This is a genomic window from Sorangium aterium (assembly GCF_028368935.1).
GTDB lineage: Bacteria > Myxococcota_A > Polyangia > Polyangiales > Polyangiaceae > Sorangium > Sorangium atrum.
Genome location: NZ_JAQNDK010000003.1, coordinates 688,116 through 702,558 on the forward strand (window position 1 = coordinate 688,116; position 14,443 = coordinate 702,558).

Consider the following 14,443-nt stretch of genomic DNA (forward strand, 5'->3'; position numbering starts at 1 on the left):
GCCCCACGCCCGCCGAGCTACTTCTTCGCAGCAGCGGCAGCCGGCGCCGCGGCCGGCGCCTTCGCAGGCGCAGCCGGCGCCGCGGCCGGCGCCTTCCCGGCAGCCGGCGCCTTCCCGGCAGCCGGCGCCGCGGCATGCTCCTGCGGCGTGATGATGCGGAATTTGCCGCTCAGGTGCAGCAGCGACATCGTGTACAGCATGCCGTCGTAGTACCGCCACTTGCCGGTGGGCGCCTCGCGCTGATACAGCTCTTCGACGAAGCGCCAGGCCCGCGGATGGGTAGCCGCCAGCGCCGCGACGGCGTTCGCCGACACGAGCCCGAGCGAGTCGTAGTCGACGGTGGGCTTGCCCTCGAGGGTGAAGTTGCCCTTGTACTTGGGGCCCTGCGCCTCGAAGAACGCGAGGAGGCGATCGCTCAGCTCGGTCTGCCGTGGATCCTTCGCCCACCACGCCGCGTCCACCGACCAGTTGATCGCGGTGCGGAACGCGTCCTGACGGAAGTTGGCGGTCCCCGCGTCCCACGAGGCGCCCTTGGGGGTGCCGTCGAAGTTGGCATAATCGGGAGCGAGCCCGGTCTTCGGGTGGGTCGTCTTGACGAAGTAATCGCGGCTCGCCTTGGCCGCCTCGGCCCAGAACGCGCGATCCGCCTCGGGGCCCCAGGCCGCCCAGAGATCGTAGAACGCCGGCAGGTGATACGACGGGTCGGTGTGATCGCCGTTCTTCGCGAAGTTGTCCGCGTCGGGCGTGAACCGCACCATCTTGTGCTCTGTGTTGAAGAGCGAGTGCAGCGTCGTCTTGCGCTTGTCCTTGTTGACCGGCCCGGTGATCGGCTTCCGGTTCTTCATCGCGTCGAGGATGGCGAAGGCTTCCTTCTTGTAGTCGTAGATCCCCTTGCCGTTCCCCCAGCGGTTCGACGCGAACAGCAGCGCGGTGGCGAAATACTCCTCCGCGTCCGGCGCGGGATTCTCATCCATGGCCGTGCCGTCCGGGTGCATCTGCCACGAGAAGTAACCGAAGCCGGGGTGCTTCGGATCCGCATGGTACATGTGGGACTTGGCCCAGTTCCACAGGGCGTCGAAGTCGTCTTTGCGATCGACCTGCACGGCGATCATCATGCCGTACGACATCCCCTCGGAGCGAACATCGTTGTTGCCGATGTCCATGATGTACGCCTTGGGGCCGTTCGCGTTCTTCCCGGCCGGGAACAGGACGGCCTGCTCCTTGGGGTCGCCGTGGAACAGCTGCTCGTAGGCCTTCGCGATCTTGGCGTCGATCTCGGCGGGCTTGTGTCCGAGCTCGGCGAACAGGTTGCGATACTCACCCGTCGCGAACGCTCCCTTGGCAGCGGGCTTGAGCGGCGGACCGAGGGGCGCAGGCTCCGCCGGGGCGGGCGCCTGGGCCGTGCCGTTCGGGCTCGCGGTGGTGGCCGGAGCGGCGCTGTCGGCCGGAGTCGCGGAGCTCGCCGGACCGGGCGAGCCGACCTGGGTGCCCTGGTTGCTGGGCGCGCAGGCGATCACCGTGACCGCAAACCATACCGATGCGACGGGAGACGTTAGCATTCGCAAGTTCATCGCTGTCCTCGTGTTCGAGCTCGCATCCTGTGAGAACGCGCTCGGCGTGGACATCGCTGGCGATGCCCACGTGGTTCATGCTCGCAAGCAGGGGTGATGCGCCGAGGCGCCCACCTCGATCAACTTCGGAGAGATCGGATACGCCGGCCGGGTGCTGCGGATCGTGAGGGGGACCTGAACCGTGGTGTTCTTGATTCGTGCAAGACTGACGTGCTCGTGGGTCGATCAGCCATCTTGTCCGGGCTGACGACCCGACCTTGAACGACGCGGAACGCCGCGATCCAGATGATGCTGCTCGGGGAGAAGGAAATCCAACCGCCCGGAGGCGTCAAGCCCCAACTGCCGGGCCTGCCCGAGGGTGAGAAGACACCGTTACGACGGCGATCCGGTCCTCTTGGAAAAGTTGCGTGATCCCAGCGCCTTGTTCGTGCAGCGAAGGGGCCGCCTTCGGCGACGTCGAGCGCGCTGCGTTCGCGGAGGACCGCGCTGGCCGAGGCGACCACCGCGCGCACGCGCGGGCGCGCAGCAGCGCTGTCGCCGTCGACCTGCCCGGAGGAGACACGCCATCATGAGCACCGCGCTCGATTCGCCGCGCGCTCAAAGGATCCTCGACCCCCTCTTCCAGGATGCCGACGGCGGCTATCCGCACATCATCGCCCGCGTCCGCGGCGACTGGCCGCGTCGCGGCCGACCGGAAATGCGAGCTCCCGCGCTCGCCGCCGACGACGGCGTCGCGGATGCGCCGCGGACCGAGGGCCGCCGCCGCGCACCCTCCTCCGCGCCGAGGCCCTCGCGTCCAGGAAAGTTGCCCCGCTCACCGCGGAAAAGGTGTAGAGGTGTAAGCTGTACCAGGTCGGAAACCGGGGTGAGGGGCGACATGGTGGACGTCGATTCAACGGTGGCCATGAGCGCGGTCTTCGGGGAGCGGTACCAGCTCGTCTCCGCGCTGGGCGAGGGCGGTTTCGGCACCGTCTTCAAGGCGCGGCAGCTCGCCACGGGGCAGCACGTGGCGATCAAGGTGCTGCGGCTCCCGAAGGAGAGCACGGCGCAGGCGCAGGAGAAGCGCATCGCCCGCTTCCACCGCGAGATGCAGCTCTGCGCGCAGCTGCACCACCCCAACATCGTCCGGCTCATGGACTCGGGGCACGCGGAGGGCTCCGTTGTCTTCTCGGTCTTCGAGTTCGTCCCCGGGAACAACCTCGCCGAGGTGCTCGAGAGGGAGGGCCAGCTCGATCCCGTCGAGACCCGGCACCTCATGATGCAGATCCTCGATGCGCTCGCGTGCGCGCACGCGCAGGGGGTGGTCCACCGCGATCTCAAGCCGGCGAACATCATGATCGTGCCCACCGGAGCCCGGAGGAACGCGCTCGTGCTCGACTTCGGCATCGGGGGGTTCACCCACGAGGCCCGCCACGAGAACGAGGCCCGGATCACCCTGACCGACGAGTCCGTGGGCACGCCCTCGTACGCCGCGCCGGAGCAGCTCCGCAACCAGCCCACAACGCCGCGCTCCGACTTCTACGCCTGGGGCCTCCTCTTCCTCGAGTGCCTCGCAGGCAAGCGCGTGATCGAGGGGGCGACGGTGGCCGAGGTCGTCTTCAAGCAGCTCTCCGCCGACCCGATCCCCATCCCGCCGGAGATCGCCGACCACCCCCTGGGCGACATCCTCCGCCGCGTGACCGCCAAGGATCCCGCGGCGCGCGACGTCACGGCGGCGTCGCTCCTCCGCGAGCTCGAGGCCTGCGACGTGTCCGGGCTTCGCCCGGACGCGCGCGACCGCCGCCTGGGCCGGGCGGCCCAGGACGCGGAGACGCCTGTGAGCCCGAGCGAGCCGGGGAGCGACGGGCGCCACCAGCGGCTCGTCCAGGGCGAGCGTCGGCAGATCACCGCGGTGTGCTGCATCCTCAGCGCCGTGGGCGTTGGGTCACGGGCCGCCGACCTGGAGGAGCTCGATCATGTCCTCGGCCTCCAGCAGGAGGCGTGCGCCGAGCTCGCACGCCGCTTCGGCGGCCATGTCGCCGGCGGGCTCGGCGACGCCGTGCTCTTCTATTTCGGCTACCCGAAGGCGCGCGAGGACGACGCCAGGCGCGCGGCCCGCGCGGCGCTCGCGATCGCATCCGAGGTCGCCCGTCGCAGCGCCGCGCTCGAGGCGGCCCGCAGGCTGCGCGTCGATGTCCGGATCGGCATTCACACAGGGCTCGTGGTCGCGCGCGAGCTGCGCGATCCCGCGTCCGCCGGTCTCGGTTACGTCGTTGGCACCACCCCGAAGCTGGCGTCCCGCCTCAGCCTCCTCGCCGAGCCGGGCGGCATTCTCGTCAGCAACGGCACCGAGCGGCTCCTCCGGAAGCAGCTCCTCCTTGAGGAGACCGGCATCCGCGTCACGGACGACTCCACGATGCCGGTCTCGGCCTTCGCGCTGCGCGACGGCGCCTCCTCCGCCGCGCTCCGGGAGGTGCCGCTCGTCGGCCGCGACCGGGAGATCGAGGCGCTGCTCGAACGCTGGGCACGGGCCTCGGATGGCGCCGGGCAGGCCGTGCTGATCAGCGGCGAGCCGGGGATCGGCAAATCCCGCCTCGCCCGGGCGCTCGAGGAGCGGATCGGCGCCCGCCCGCACGCCTGGATCGAGTGCCGCTGCACGCCCGACAGCGTGCACAGCGCGTTCTATCCCATCATCGAGCTGCTCGATCGCATGCTCGACCCGCGGCGCGAGGCGAAGCCCGAGGGCAAGGTGGACAGGCTCGAGGCCCTGCTCTCGCTCTATGGCTTCGAGCTACGCGAGGCGGTCCCGCTCTTCGCGTCCCTCCTCTCGCTCCCGCTGCCGAAGCGGTGGACGCCGCTCGACGTCTCGCCGCAGAGGAAGCGCGAGATGACGCGCAACGCGGTCCTCTCTCTGCTCTTCGAGATGGCCGAGAAAGAGCCCGTCGCGCTCCTGGTCGAGGACCTGCACTGGGGCGATCCGAGCACGGTGGAGCTGCTCGGTCAGCTCGTCAGCGAGATCGGATCGAGCCGGCTGCTCGCGATCTTCACCGCGCGGCAGGAGTTCGTTCACCCGTGGTCGCCCGGCTCGTTGCTCCAGATCCAGCTCGGCCGCTTCGGCAGGTCGGAGGTCGAGCGGATGACGGCGCAGATCACGGGCGGCCGGAGCTTGCCGGCGGAGGTGCTCGACCACATCACGCGCCGGACCGACGGCGTCCCGCTCTTCGTCGAGGAGTTGGTCCTGGCGATGATCGAGGCGGGCGCGCTCGCCGAGCGCGAGGGCGGCTACGCGCTGGTGCGGCCGCTCTCGGATCTCTCGATCCCCGCCACGCTGCGCGATTCGCTGGTGGCGCGCCTCGACCGGCTCGGCCGGGCCAAGGAGACCGCCCAGGTCGCGGCGGCGATCGGGCGGGAGTTCACGTTCGAGCTGCTCCGGGTCGTGAGCCCCCTCGAGGAGGCCGAGGTGCAGGAGGATCTCGACAAGCTCGTCGCCTCGGAGCTGGTGTACCGCAAGCGGCGGATCAAGAACCCAGCGTACGTCTTCAAGCACGCGCTGGTTCGAGACGCTGCGTACGAGTCGCTGCTCAAGCGCACGTGCCGCGAGGTGCACCTGCGCATCGCGAGGGCGCTCGAGGAGCGGTTCCCGGAGATCGCGAGCGAGCGGCCCGACCTCCTCGCGCACCACCACGCGGCCGCGGAGCAGCGGCGGGAAGCGGTCGGGTACGGGAGGAAGGCCGGGGTAGCCGCGCTCCAGCGCTCGGCGTACGCGGAGGCGATCGCGGCGGCCCGGCAGGCGCTCGGGTGGATCGCGTCATCGAAGGAAGACGACGAGCAGGCCGGGGCGGCCGCGGCGGCCGCGCCAGCGCCCGAGCTGCAAGGGCAGCCGATGACGGCGTCGGAGCGGATCCAGGCGGAGCTCGAGCTGCACGGCGTCGTCACGCCCGCGCTGATGGCCAGCCGGGGCTGGGGCGACGACGAGCTCAAGAGCGCCCTGGATCGCGCCCAGGCGCTGCTCGATCTCCTCGGAGACAGCCCTCGATCGATACCGACCGTGTGGGCTCTGATCACCTACCACCACGCCCGCTCGCACCGGGCGGAGGCGCAGTCGCTGGCCGAGCGTGCGCTGCGGCTCGCCGAGCGGTCCAGCGATGTGGGGAACGTGGTCGCGGTCCTGCCGATCTACGCGCAGTGCCTGTTCTTCTCGGGCAAGCACGCCGAGGCGAGGGCGTGCCTCGACCGCGCGCTCGCGAGCTACGATCCAGCCGTCCACCGCGCGCATGCCAGCACCTTCGGTCAGGACTCGAAGGTCTACGCGCTCGCCCTGTCGGGGCTGCAGTGGTGGCTGCTCGGCTACCCGGAGCGGGCGCTCGTGGCCGGCACGGCGGCGGTCGCGTTCGCCCGCGAGCTCAACGACGCGAACAGCCTCGGCATGGCGCTCGGCTACCTGCTCGGCGTCTGGCACTACCGCGGCGAGCGGGAGCCGGCGCGCGAGGTCGCCGCGACGCTCGCCGCCGTCGCAGAGCGGCACGGTCTGCCCCAGTGGGGAGGGCTCGCGGCCATGTTCCAGGGCTGGATCGACGGCGATCCGACGGTGCCTCGGCAGCTCCTCTCCGGGTTCCGGGCGATGGGCTTCGACGTCGCCTTCCCGTACTGGGCGTCGATCGTGGCCGAGTGCGAGGCGCTGACCGGCGACCTCGACGCGGCGATCGCGCGGATCGACGAGTGCCTCGAGAAGGCCGAGCACGACGTCGAGCTCTACTACGTATCCTTGCTCCACAACTTCAAAGGAGAGCTCGTCCTGAAGCGGGATCCGCGCGCCCTCGACGCGGCCGAGCGCTGCTTCCGGGACGCCATCGCCGTGGCGCAGGCGCAGGACGTGAAGATGCCGGAGCTCAAGGCGGTGACGTCGCTCGCGCGCGTCCTCCGGGACCGCGGGCGGCGCGAGGAGGCGCGCGTATCGCTGGCGCCGATCTACGCGTGGTTCAAGGAGGGGCTCGACACGCCGGCGCTGGTGGATGCCAAGGCGCTGCTGGAGGAGCTGGGCGGGGCCGAGCTTCGCTGAGCGCGCTGCGCGGTCCGGAGCGGCTCATCATGGCGCTCTTTCCGGATGATCTTCGAGGGTGAATGCGCCCTGGCAGGCAGGAGACCGAAGAGTGAACGACGAGCACAAGAAGCATCCGACCAAGAACCCGATGCATCACGTGGAGAACTTCTTCGGCGGCGGGATCGCCGCCGAGGTGAACAGCGACAGCAGCCTCGACTCGTGGCTGTCGAACGAGCGATGGAGGTACGTCTGGCTCCAGACGGTCGCGCGCGCATGGAACGATAATGAGTTCAGGGAGAAGCTCCTCGAGAACGCGCGAGAGGCCATCCGGCTGGCGTTCGGCTTCAACCTGCCCGCTTACCTGGACCTCATGGTGCTCGAGCCCCCGCATCCGCCGGCGCACGAGGGCGGGTCGGCGGGCGCTCACGCGCCCATGGGGTGGCATCAGAAAGGGAACTCCGGGAGCTGGAGTCTGCCGCCGACGAAGGTGGTCATGTGGCTCCCGCCGGCGCCGCCCGACGCGGAACAAGCCGTCGCCCTGGCCGATTACGCGCACTCGGGCCGGACCTACCCCTTCTCGACCTGCTGAGCGCTGCTCCCTCGCGGCGCCTCAGCGCCCCGCCGTCGCGCGGGCTCGCCGCGACAGCGCCGCGGGCGTCACGAGGCCCGTGCGCTGCCCGGGGTCCATCGCAGCGCCGCGGGCCCCGGCGGCGGCGCCGTGCTCTCGCTCGAACCGCGCCAGCACGTCGCCGGGCGCCGTCGCCAGGGGGACGTGCCACCCATCCAGCTCCACGGCGTACCGGTTGGCAACGGCCCAGCGCTGCTCCTCGGCCAGCTCGCCGCGGCCGTCCAGCGGGCGCCCCACGAGCACGGCCGCGGCCTGTCGGACCGGGAGCAGCTGCACCTCCGGCGCGCCCGGGAGGCCGCGGGTGTCCGTCAGCAGGTACATGTCCGGCCCGAACCCTTGAATCGACAGCTCCGGCAGGCGAGGAGCCCTCTCGATCCAGTCCGCGTTCCAGCCCCGGATCTCCGCGCGGATGGCCGCGCAGAGCTCCGGGTCCTGGCTGATGATGCTGTCGAAATCCCCCTCGAACTGGTAGGCCAGCCGCCCTGCGTCGGCGCCGTCGGGCAGGACGTCGGCGTACGCCGCAGCCGGGCGGAAGTTCGCGATCCCGTGGCGCTCGGGCCACCTGCCGTAAGGGCTGAACCGGAACAGCGCGAGCGGGAGGAGGTCGCGCGGCGGTTCGAGGTGGCGCAGGAGCGGCAGCAGCGCCAGGTAGTGGTCGTAGTCATCGCGGCCGTCTCCGGGGAACCCGTGGAGCAGGCCCCAGACGAGGTTGACCCGGAGCGCGCGCGCGTAACGCAGGAGCGCGACGTTCTGGCGCGCGAGGAGCCCCTTGTCCATGCGCGCGAGCAGCGACGAGGACAGCGCCTCGATGCCAGGCTGGATGATCGAGACGCCCGCCCGCCGGAGCGCGATCAGCCGCTCCAGCGTGATGTTCGCCTTCTGCTCGTAGAAGATCGTGAGCCCCGGGAGCTCATCGCCGAGGCGCGGTATCAGCGTCCTGAAGTACGTGTGCGGCATGATGTCGTCCGTGAAGTGGATGCGCCGCGACGGGTGCGCAGAAAGCAGCTCCCTCAGCTCCTCGATCACGCGATCGGGCGACTTCTCGCGGTACCGCATGACGGCGACACCGCAGAAGGTGCAGTGGTGCTTTTGCCCCCACCAGCAGCCCCTGCTGCTCTCAACCGAGAGCAGCAGGCCGTCGCGCTCGGCCGGGCCGTCGCCCAGGCAGGCGCGCCGCTGGCGATAGAAGTCGGCGTAATCCGGCGTCGGCAGCCCGTCGAGGTCCATGCACGGCGCGCCCTCGACGATACGGCCGCTCGGCCGGGCACCCGCGAGGAAGGCAGGGAACGCGGCCTCGCTCTCCCCGGAGAACACGTAGTCGATGGATCCGGAGAGCGCGGCGATCCCTCCGGCCATGGCGTCGAAGCAGTTGGCGCCGCCGAGCAGCGTCACCGTCGACGGCCGGAGCCGCTTCAGCCGCGAGAGGAGGGCGATGCTCGCCGCCGTCTGCTCGAACATCGTGGAACACCCCACGATGGGACATCCGATCTCGGCGAGCGCCGCGGCCATCCGGTCTGCCCACCCCTCGGCGTGCAGGGCGAGGCGGCGCAGGAGATCGCGGTCCACGGTGCACCGGCGAGGGCCGTACCCGAGCTCCAGGCGGAGGTCCGCGAGCGCGGCCTCGGCGCGCCGGCCGAGGAGGTCGACCCCGTAGGCGGCGCGGGCGAAGATGCGCTCTCCCAGCAGGTGGGGCGTGGCGCTCTCTGCGATGGCGTAATAAGCGGCGTCGCCGATCTCGCGGGCGAGGTACATGCCGGCATACAGCACCGCGACCTCGAACCCGGCCCGCCTCGCGCACGCCTGGAGGAGGTGCAGCCCGAGGTGCGGGAGGTCGAGACGCGCGAACGGGGGCACGATGAGCAAGGCGTCCGCCGTCGAGATCACGTCCGCCAGCGCGATCGGGGGCGCGCGGCGTTCCGTGACAGGCGGCTCGAGCGTGAGGGCATTCATCGTCGTCTTTTCTGGAGAGGGCGAGTATACTGCCCTGGACTGCCCGACAAAAGGGGACGTCAGGGCCAGCTGCGATCTCGCGCGGCCCGAGCGCGTGGCGTGGTCACGCCGCGAACGCCGATGCTGAACAGGGTCCTCCGGCTCAAAGAGCACCTCCGCCTCCAGCTGCTCGACGACGAGCGTGCCTTCGTCATCGGCGAGCGCGAGCAGTTCATGTTGCATGGGCGCGCCTATGCGCTGGCAGCGCGCCTCGCCGACGGGCGCCGCACCGTCGCGCAGATCATCGACGCGCTCGACGGGCAGAGGGCGCAGGCGGAGGTCCTTTACGCGCTGACGATCCTCGAGCAGCGAGGGTATCTCATCGCGGCAGCAGAGGGGGGCTTGCCCGAGGGCGCAGCCTTCTGGCGCGCGCAGGGCGTCGACCCAGCTCGCGCGGCCGAGCGGCTCGCCGCGACGCCGGTCGCGGTCCACGCGGCCGGCGGAGCGGAGGCCGGGCCGCTCGTCGAGGCCCTCTGCGACGCCGGCGTGCGGGTGGATGCCGAGGCCGAGGTGGAGATCGTCGTCACGCGCGACTACCTGCACCGCGATATCGAGCGCTGGAATCGCCGGGCGCTCGACAGGAAGGCGCGGTGGGCGCTCGTCAAGCCGACGGGCACCCTCCTCTGGGTGGGCCCCATGTTCGGCCCCGGCGGCGGGCCTTGCTGGGCGTGCGTCGCGCACCGCCTCCGGGAGAACCGCCCCGTGGAGGTCTACCTGGAGCGGCGCAGCGGCGTCCCCGGCCCGCTGACGGCGCCGCGGGCGGAGCTGCCCTCGAGCGTGCGCGCCGGCGCCCATTTCGCCAGCATCACCCTGGCGCGCTGGATCGCGGACGGCGGCGCCGGTCGCATCGACGAGCACCTCTTGACCCTGGAGCTGCCGCGCTTCGCGTGCGTGGAGCGCCCGGTGACGCGGCGTCCGCAGTGTCCCGTGTGCGGCGACGGAGAGATGGTGAGGCGACGTGCCCTGTCGCCGGTCGTCCTGCAGAGCCGCCCGAAGCGCTTCACCGACGACGGCGGCCACCGCGTCGCCCCGCCGGAGGACACGCTGGCGCGGATAGAGCGCCACGTCGACGCGCTCACCGGGGCCATCGCCAGCGCCGGGCCCATCCCCGGGCGCGATCACCCGCTGCGGCCGGTGCACGGCGCCGCGTACCGCGTCTGTCCCGCCGGCGATGCTCCCTCGTTCGACGACTTCCACCGGACGAGCATGGGCAAGGGGCGCACCGCCGCACAGGCGCGCGCCAGCGCGCTCAGCGAGGCGATCGAGCGCTACAGCGCCCTCTTCCAGGGGGACGAGGCCCGCGTGCGCGCGCGCTTCGTCGACCTCGGGGACGCGGCGGTCCACCCGGACGCCCTCCAGAACTACAGCCCGGCGCAGCTCCGGGCGCGCGACGCGACGAACGCCGGCGTCAGCGACGAGAAGCGGCTGGTCCCGCTGCCCTTCGACGAGCGGGCAGAGATCGACTGGACTCCCGTCTGGTCGCTCACGCACGAGCGGCGGCGGTGGGTGCCGACAGCTTACTGCTATCAGCACGTGCCGACGCCGCCCGGGGAGCGCTTCTGTTATGTGAACCCCAACGGACACGCCGCCGGAAATTGCGTGGAGGAGGCCGTTCTCCAGGCGTTCTTCGAGCTCGTGGAGCGGGATTCGGTCGCCCTCTGGTGGTACAACCGCGCCCGCCGTCCGGCCGTCGATCTCGACAGCTTCGACGAGCCTTATTTCAGGACGCTCTCGGCCCACTATGCTTCCCTGGGCCATCGGATCTGGGTGCTCGACCTCACGACCGATCTCCGGATCCCGGCGTTTGCCGCGGTGTCGCGGGCCGCCGACACAGGCCGGTTCTGCGTCGGCTTCGGCTGCCATTTCGACGCCCGCCTCGGCGTCCAGCGAGCGCTCACGGAGCTCAATCAGCTCTTCGATCCGGCGCGCAGCCACGCCGCGCCATGGGAGCAAGACGCGCTCGGCGACGGCGCCCTCCTGCTCCCCGACGCCACGGCGGCGCGGCGGCGCGTGGACTTCCTTCAAACCCATCACGGCGACCTGAGGGACGACGTGCGCGCCTGCGTCGAGCGCGCCGCCGGCGCCGGGCTCGAGACGCTGGTGCTCGACCAGACGCGCCCTGATCTCGGCCTCGTCGCCGTGAAGGTCGTCGTGCCGGGCCTGCGTCATTTCTGGCCGCGCTTCGGGCCGGGTCGGCTCTACGACGTCCCGGTCGCGCTCGGGTGGGTGGCGGCGCCGCTCGCGGAGCCCGAGCTCAACCCGGTGCCCCTCTACCTCTAGGCGCGCCCGAGACGAGGTGCCTCATGCGAGACGGACTCCGGATCATCGACGCCGATCGGCACGTCATCGAGCCGATCGAGATGTGGCGGGAGTACCTTGAGCCCGAGTTCAAGGATCACGCGCCTTACCTCCAGCCGGTGGAGCCGTCCGAGCCCATGGCGGAGCGCCTGGCGCGCTACGGCCCCAGGGCGACGATCCCGCTGCCGCCGGTGCCCATGCTGGACGGCCAGTCGCTCTGGCAGAAGGTGTCGCCGCGCGCCCAGATCGAGCTGGCGTGGGCGGCCTTCTGCAGGCCCGGGCACCTCGCGGCGGCCGCCGCGCCCGACGGCCAGCTCCGCGCGATGGATCACGCCGGAATCGACATCTCGTTTCTTTACCCCACGTTCGCCACCTACCTGCTCGGCTTCGATTCTTTGGACCCGCGCCTCGGAAGCGCGTTCGCCCGCGCCTACAACACGTGGCTGCGAGGCTTCTGCCGCCGCGATCCGGAGCGGCTGCGGGGCGTGGGGCTCATCAGCCCGCACGACCCTGCGTCGATGGTCGACGAGCTCCGCCGGGTCGCGGGCTTCGGGTGGACCGCTGTCGTGCTGCGGCCCAACCCGGTCAAGGGCAGGCTGCTCGGCGATCCGGCGTACGAGCCGTTCTGGTCTGCCTGCGAGCAGCTCTCCGTCGCGGTAGCGATCCACGAGGGCACCCACGCGCGGCTGCCCACGGCGGGCGCGGATCGGTTCGAGAGCCGCTTCGCGCTGCATGCCTGCTCGCACCCCATGGAGCAGATGATGGCCCTGCTCGCGCTGATCGAGGGGGGCGTGCTCGAGCGCCACCCGGGGCTGCGCGTCGCGTTCCTCGAGTCCGGGTGTGGCTGGGTACCGTACTGGCTGCACCGCCTCGATGCGGTGGAGTACAAGCACCTGTCGGGCGAGGTGGCCGAGACGGTGCGCCGGGCGCCCTCCGACTATTTTCGACGCCAGTGCATGGTGGGCCTGGAGCCTGACGAGCCCTACCTGCCGGTCCTCGCGGAGCACATCGGAGTGGACAACCTGCTCTTCGGAACGGATTTCCCCCACCTGGATCACGACGACGACATCGTGGACGAGGCGCTCTCGCTCCGACGCTTCCTTCCTGAAGCATCGGTGCGGAAGCTTCTATGGGATAACCCGGCGCGGTTCTATGGTGTGCCCACGGAGAGGCGTTAGCGTGCCTACGCCCCGAACTCCGCCAGCGACCGGCAGACGCGGCGGAGCCGGTCGCGCAGCCATCGGTGCGCGGGGTCGGCGTCGAAGCGGGGGTGCCACGCCTGCGAGATGGTGATGGCCGGCGTGGTCACGGGCAGCGGGAACGTGACGAGATCGAAGCGCGGGGCGGCGTGCGCGAGCCAGTTCGACGGGAACGCGCCGACGAGGTCGGAGCTGGCGAGGAGGCACAGCGCCGCGTAGTGGCCTGACGCCACGGCCGCGGTGGTCCGGGCGAGCCCTTTCTTCTTGAGGGCCTCGTCGATGGGCCCCCAGGTCTTGCCCAGCCTGGAGACGCCGAGGTGCGCGTGCTCGACGAACCGCTGCAGCGTCACCTTGCCGGACGCGAGCGGGCTGCCGCGGCGCACCACGCCCACGAAGCGGTCCTTGACGAGCGCCTGCACGCGGATCTCCGGGCCCATGTCGCCGATGATGCCAATGTCGAGATCGATCCGGCCCTCCCGGAGCGCGGCGACGTCCTCGTCGCCCTCGGGGAGGAAGCGGACCGTGACGCCCGGGGCCTCGGCCCTCAGGGCGTCGAGGAGCGGGGCGCCGACGAGCCCGAGCAAGCCGTCGCTGGTCCTGACGGCGAAGCTGCGGGTGAGCGCGGCGACGTCGAGCGCGCCCCGCTCGCGGAGGACCGCGCTGGCCGAGGCGACCACCGCGCGCACGCGCGGGCGCAGCTCCGCGGCGCGCGGCGTGGGCACGAGCCGCCGGCCGGCGCGCACGAGGATCGGGTCGCCCACGGCCTCGCGGACGCGCGCGAGCGTGCGGCTCATGGCCGAGGGGCTGAGGTGCATCCGCTTCGCGGCCAGGAGGACGCTCTCTTCCTCGAGGAGCACGTCGAGCGCGACGAGCAGGTTCAGATCGATGGAGTGCATGGGACGCAGCAATAACTTACCGTAGATGCACTGGAAGTCATGTCTGTTCGGGCGCAGGTTGGGTGTCGACCAGGGCAGCCGCGAGGGCAGGGGAGCCGTCGCCATGGGCCTGCCGGGAGGAGACCCGTCATCATGAGCACCACCCTCGATTCGCCGCGCGTTCAAAGGACCCTCGACCGCCTCTTCCAGGACGCCGACAGCGGCGATCCGGGCATCATCGCCCGTGTCCGCGGCGACCTGGAGCGCCGCGGGCCGAGCCCCGACCCCGAGAGGCTCGCCCACCTGCTCGCCGACGCGTATCTGCCGGTTTCCCGCGAGGTCGGGCGGCTACTGCACTTGCTCGCCTTCGCGACGAGGGCGCGCACGGTGGTGGAGTTCGGCACGTCGTTCGGGATCTCGACGGTGTTCCTGGCCGCGGCCGTCCGCGATGCCGGGGGCGGCGGGCGGGTGATCGGCAGCGAGATGCACCCGGAGAAGGTTCGGCGTGCGCGGCACAACCTCGAGGAGAGCGGGCTCGGGGAGCTCGTCGAGATCAGGGAGGGAGACGCGCTGGTGACGCTGCGTGACGTGGAGGGGCCGATCGATCTGGTTCTGCTGGACGGATGGAAGAACCTCTATTTGCCGGTGCTCCAGATGCTTGAGCCCCGGTTGCGGAGGGGCGCGCTCATCGTTGCGGACGATCTCGACATCGCGCCGGATGACCTGCGGCCGTACCTCGAGTACGTGCGCGGCGCGGGCAGCGGCTACGGGTCGGTGGAGATCCCGCTGGGGGACAGGCTGGAGGTCTCCTGCTGGCATGGCCGCGACGGGCGCGAGGGCGGGGCGTGAGACAGGTCGCCTCG

8 protein-coding genes are annotated in these 14,443 nt (G+C 71.2%); 5 read left to right on the forward strand and 3 right to left on the reverse strand.

What is annotated here, in order from left to right; translation table 11 throughout:
• Nucleotides 1-17: 17 nt before the first annotated feature.
• Nucleotides 18-1,559 (reverse strand): family 8 glycosyl hydrolase, encoded by a 1,542-nt coding sequence (locus POL72_RS26835; protein WP_272098447.1) that lies wholly within the window; start codon nt 1,557-1,559, stop codon nt 18-20.
• Nucleotides 1,560-2,475: 916 nt separating this feature from the next.
• On the opposite strand from POL72_RS26835, the gene POL72_RS26840 reads away from it, so the two are divergent.
• Nucleotides 2,476-6,609: a TOMM system kinase/cyclase fusion protein gene (locus POL72_RS26840; RefSeq protein ID WP_272098449.1), complete on the forward strand. Its 4,134-nt coding sequence runs from the start codon at nt 2,476-2,478 to the stop codon at nt 6,607-6,609.
• Nucleotides 6,610-6,700: 91 nt separating this feature from the next.
• Nucleotides 6,701-7,180 (forward strand): BMA_0021/BMA_0022 family TOMM bacteriocin, encoded by a 480-nt coding sequence (locus POL72_RS26845; RefSeq protein ID WP_272098451.1) that lies wholly within the window; start codon nt 6,701-6,703, stop codon nt 7,178-7,180.
• A 21-nt stretch (nt 7,181-7,201) separates the two neighbouring features.
• On the opposite strand, the gene POL72_RS26850 is transcribed toward POL72_RS26845, so the two are convergent.
• A complete protein-coding gene (locus tag POL72_RS26850) occupies nt 7,202-9,169 on the reverse strand; it encodes a RiPP maturation radical SAM C-methyltransferase (RefSeq protein WP_272098453.1) in 1,968 nt (655 codons plus the stop codon).
• 120 nt (nt 9,170-9,289) lie between these two features.
• Here POL72_RS26850 and POL72_RS26855 point away from each other — a divergent pair, with 120 nt between their 5' ends.
• Nucleotides 9,290-11,488 carry a TOMM precursor leader peptide-binding protein gene (locus tag POL72_RS26855; RefSeq protein ID WP_272098455.1) on the forward strand — a complete coding sequence of 733 codons (2,199 nt, stop codon included), beginning with the start codon at nt 9,290-9,292 and terminating at the stop codon, nt 11,486-11,488.
• Between the two features lie 23 nt (nt 11,489-11,511).
• Nucleotides 11,512-12,684, forward strand: a complete 1,173-nt coding sequence (locus POL72_RS26860; protein WP_272098456.1) for an amidohydrolase family protein — start codon at nt 11,512-11,514, stop codon at nt 12,682-12,684.
• 5 nt (nt 12,685-12,689) lie between these two features.
• On the opposite strand, the gene POL72_RS26865 is transcribed toward POL72_RS26860, so the two are convergent.
• Entirely contained in the window at nt 12,690-13,601 is a 912-nt protein-coding gene (locus POL72_RS26865) for a LysR family transcriptional regulator (protein ID WP_272098457.1), read from the reverse strand.
• 132 nt (nt 13,602-13,733) lie between these two features.
• Here POL72_RS26865 and POL72_RS26870 point away from each other — a divergent pair, with 132 nt between their 5' ends.
• Nucleotides 13,734-14,429, forward strand: a complete 696-nt coding sequence (locus POL72_RS26870) for an O-methyltransferase (RefSeq protein WP_272098459.1) — start codon at nt 13,734-13,736, stop codon at nt 14,427-14,429.
• Nucleotides 14,430-14,443 lie beyond the last annotated feature (14 nt).

Excerpts from the sequence above, each read along its gene's own strand:
- POL72_RS26835 (WP_272098447.1), bottom strand. The coding sequence starts at position 1,559 with ATGCTAACGTCTCCCGTCGCATCGGTATGGTTTGCGGTCACGGTGATC.
- POL72_RS26840 (WP_272098449.1), top strand. The coding sequence starts at position 2,476 with ATGAGCGCGGTCTTCGGGGAGCGGTACCAGCTCGTCTCCGCGCTGGGC.
- POL72_RS26850 (WP_272098453.1), bottom strand. The coding sequence starts at position 9,169 with ATGAATGCCCTCACGCTCGAGCCGCCTGTCACGGAACGCCGCGCGCCC.
- POL72_RS26855 (WP_272098455.1), top strand. The coding sequence starts at position 9,290 with ATGCTGAACAGGGTCCTCCGGCTCAAAGAGCACCTCCGCCTCCAGCTG.
- POL72_RS26860 (WP_272098456.1), top strand. The coding sequence starts at position 11,512 with ATGCGAGACGGACTCCGGATCATCGACGCCGATCGGCACGTCATCGAG.
- POL72_RS26865 (WP_272098457.1), bottom strand. The coding sequence starts at position 13,601 with ATGCACTCCATCGATCTGAACCTGCTCGTCGCGCTCGACGTGCTCCTC.
- POL72_RS26870 (WP_272098459.1), top strand. The coding sequence starts at position 13,734 with ATGAGCACCACCCTCGATTCGCCGCGCGTTCAAAGGACCCTCGACCGC.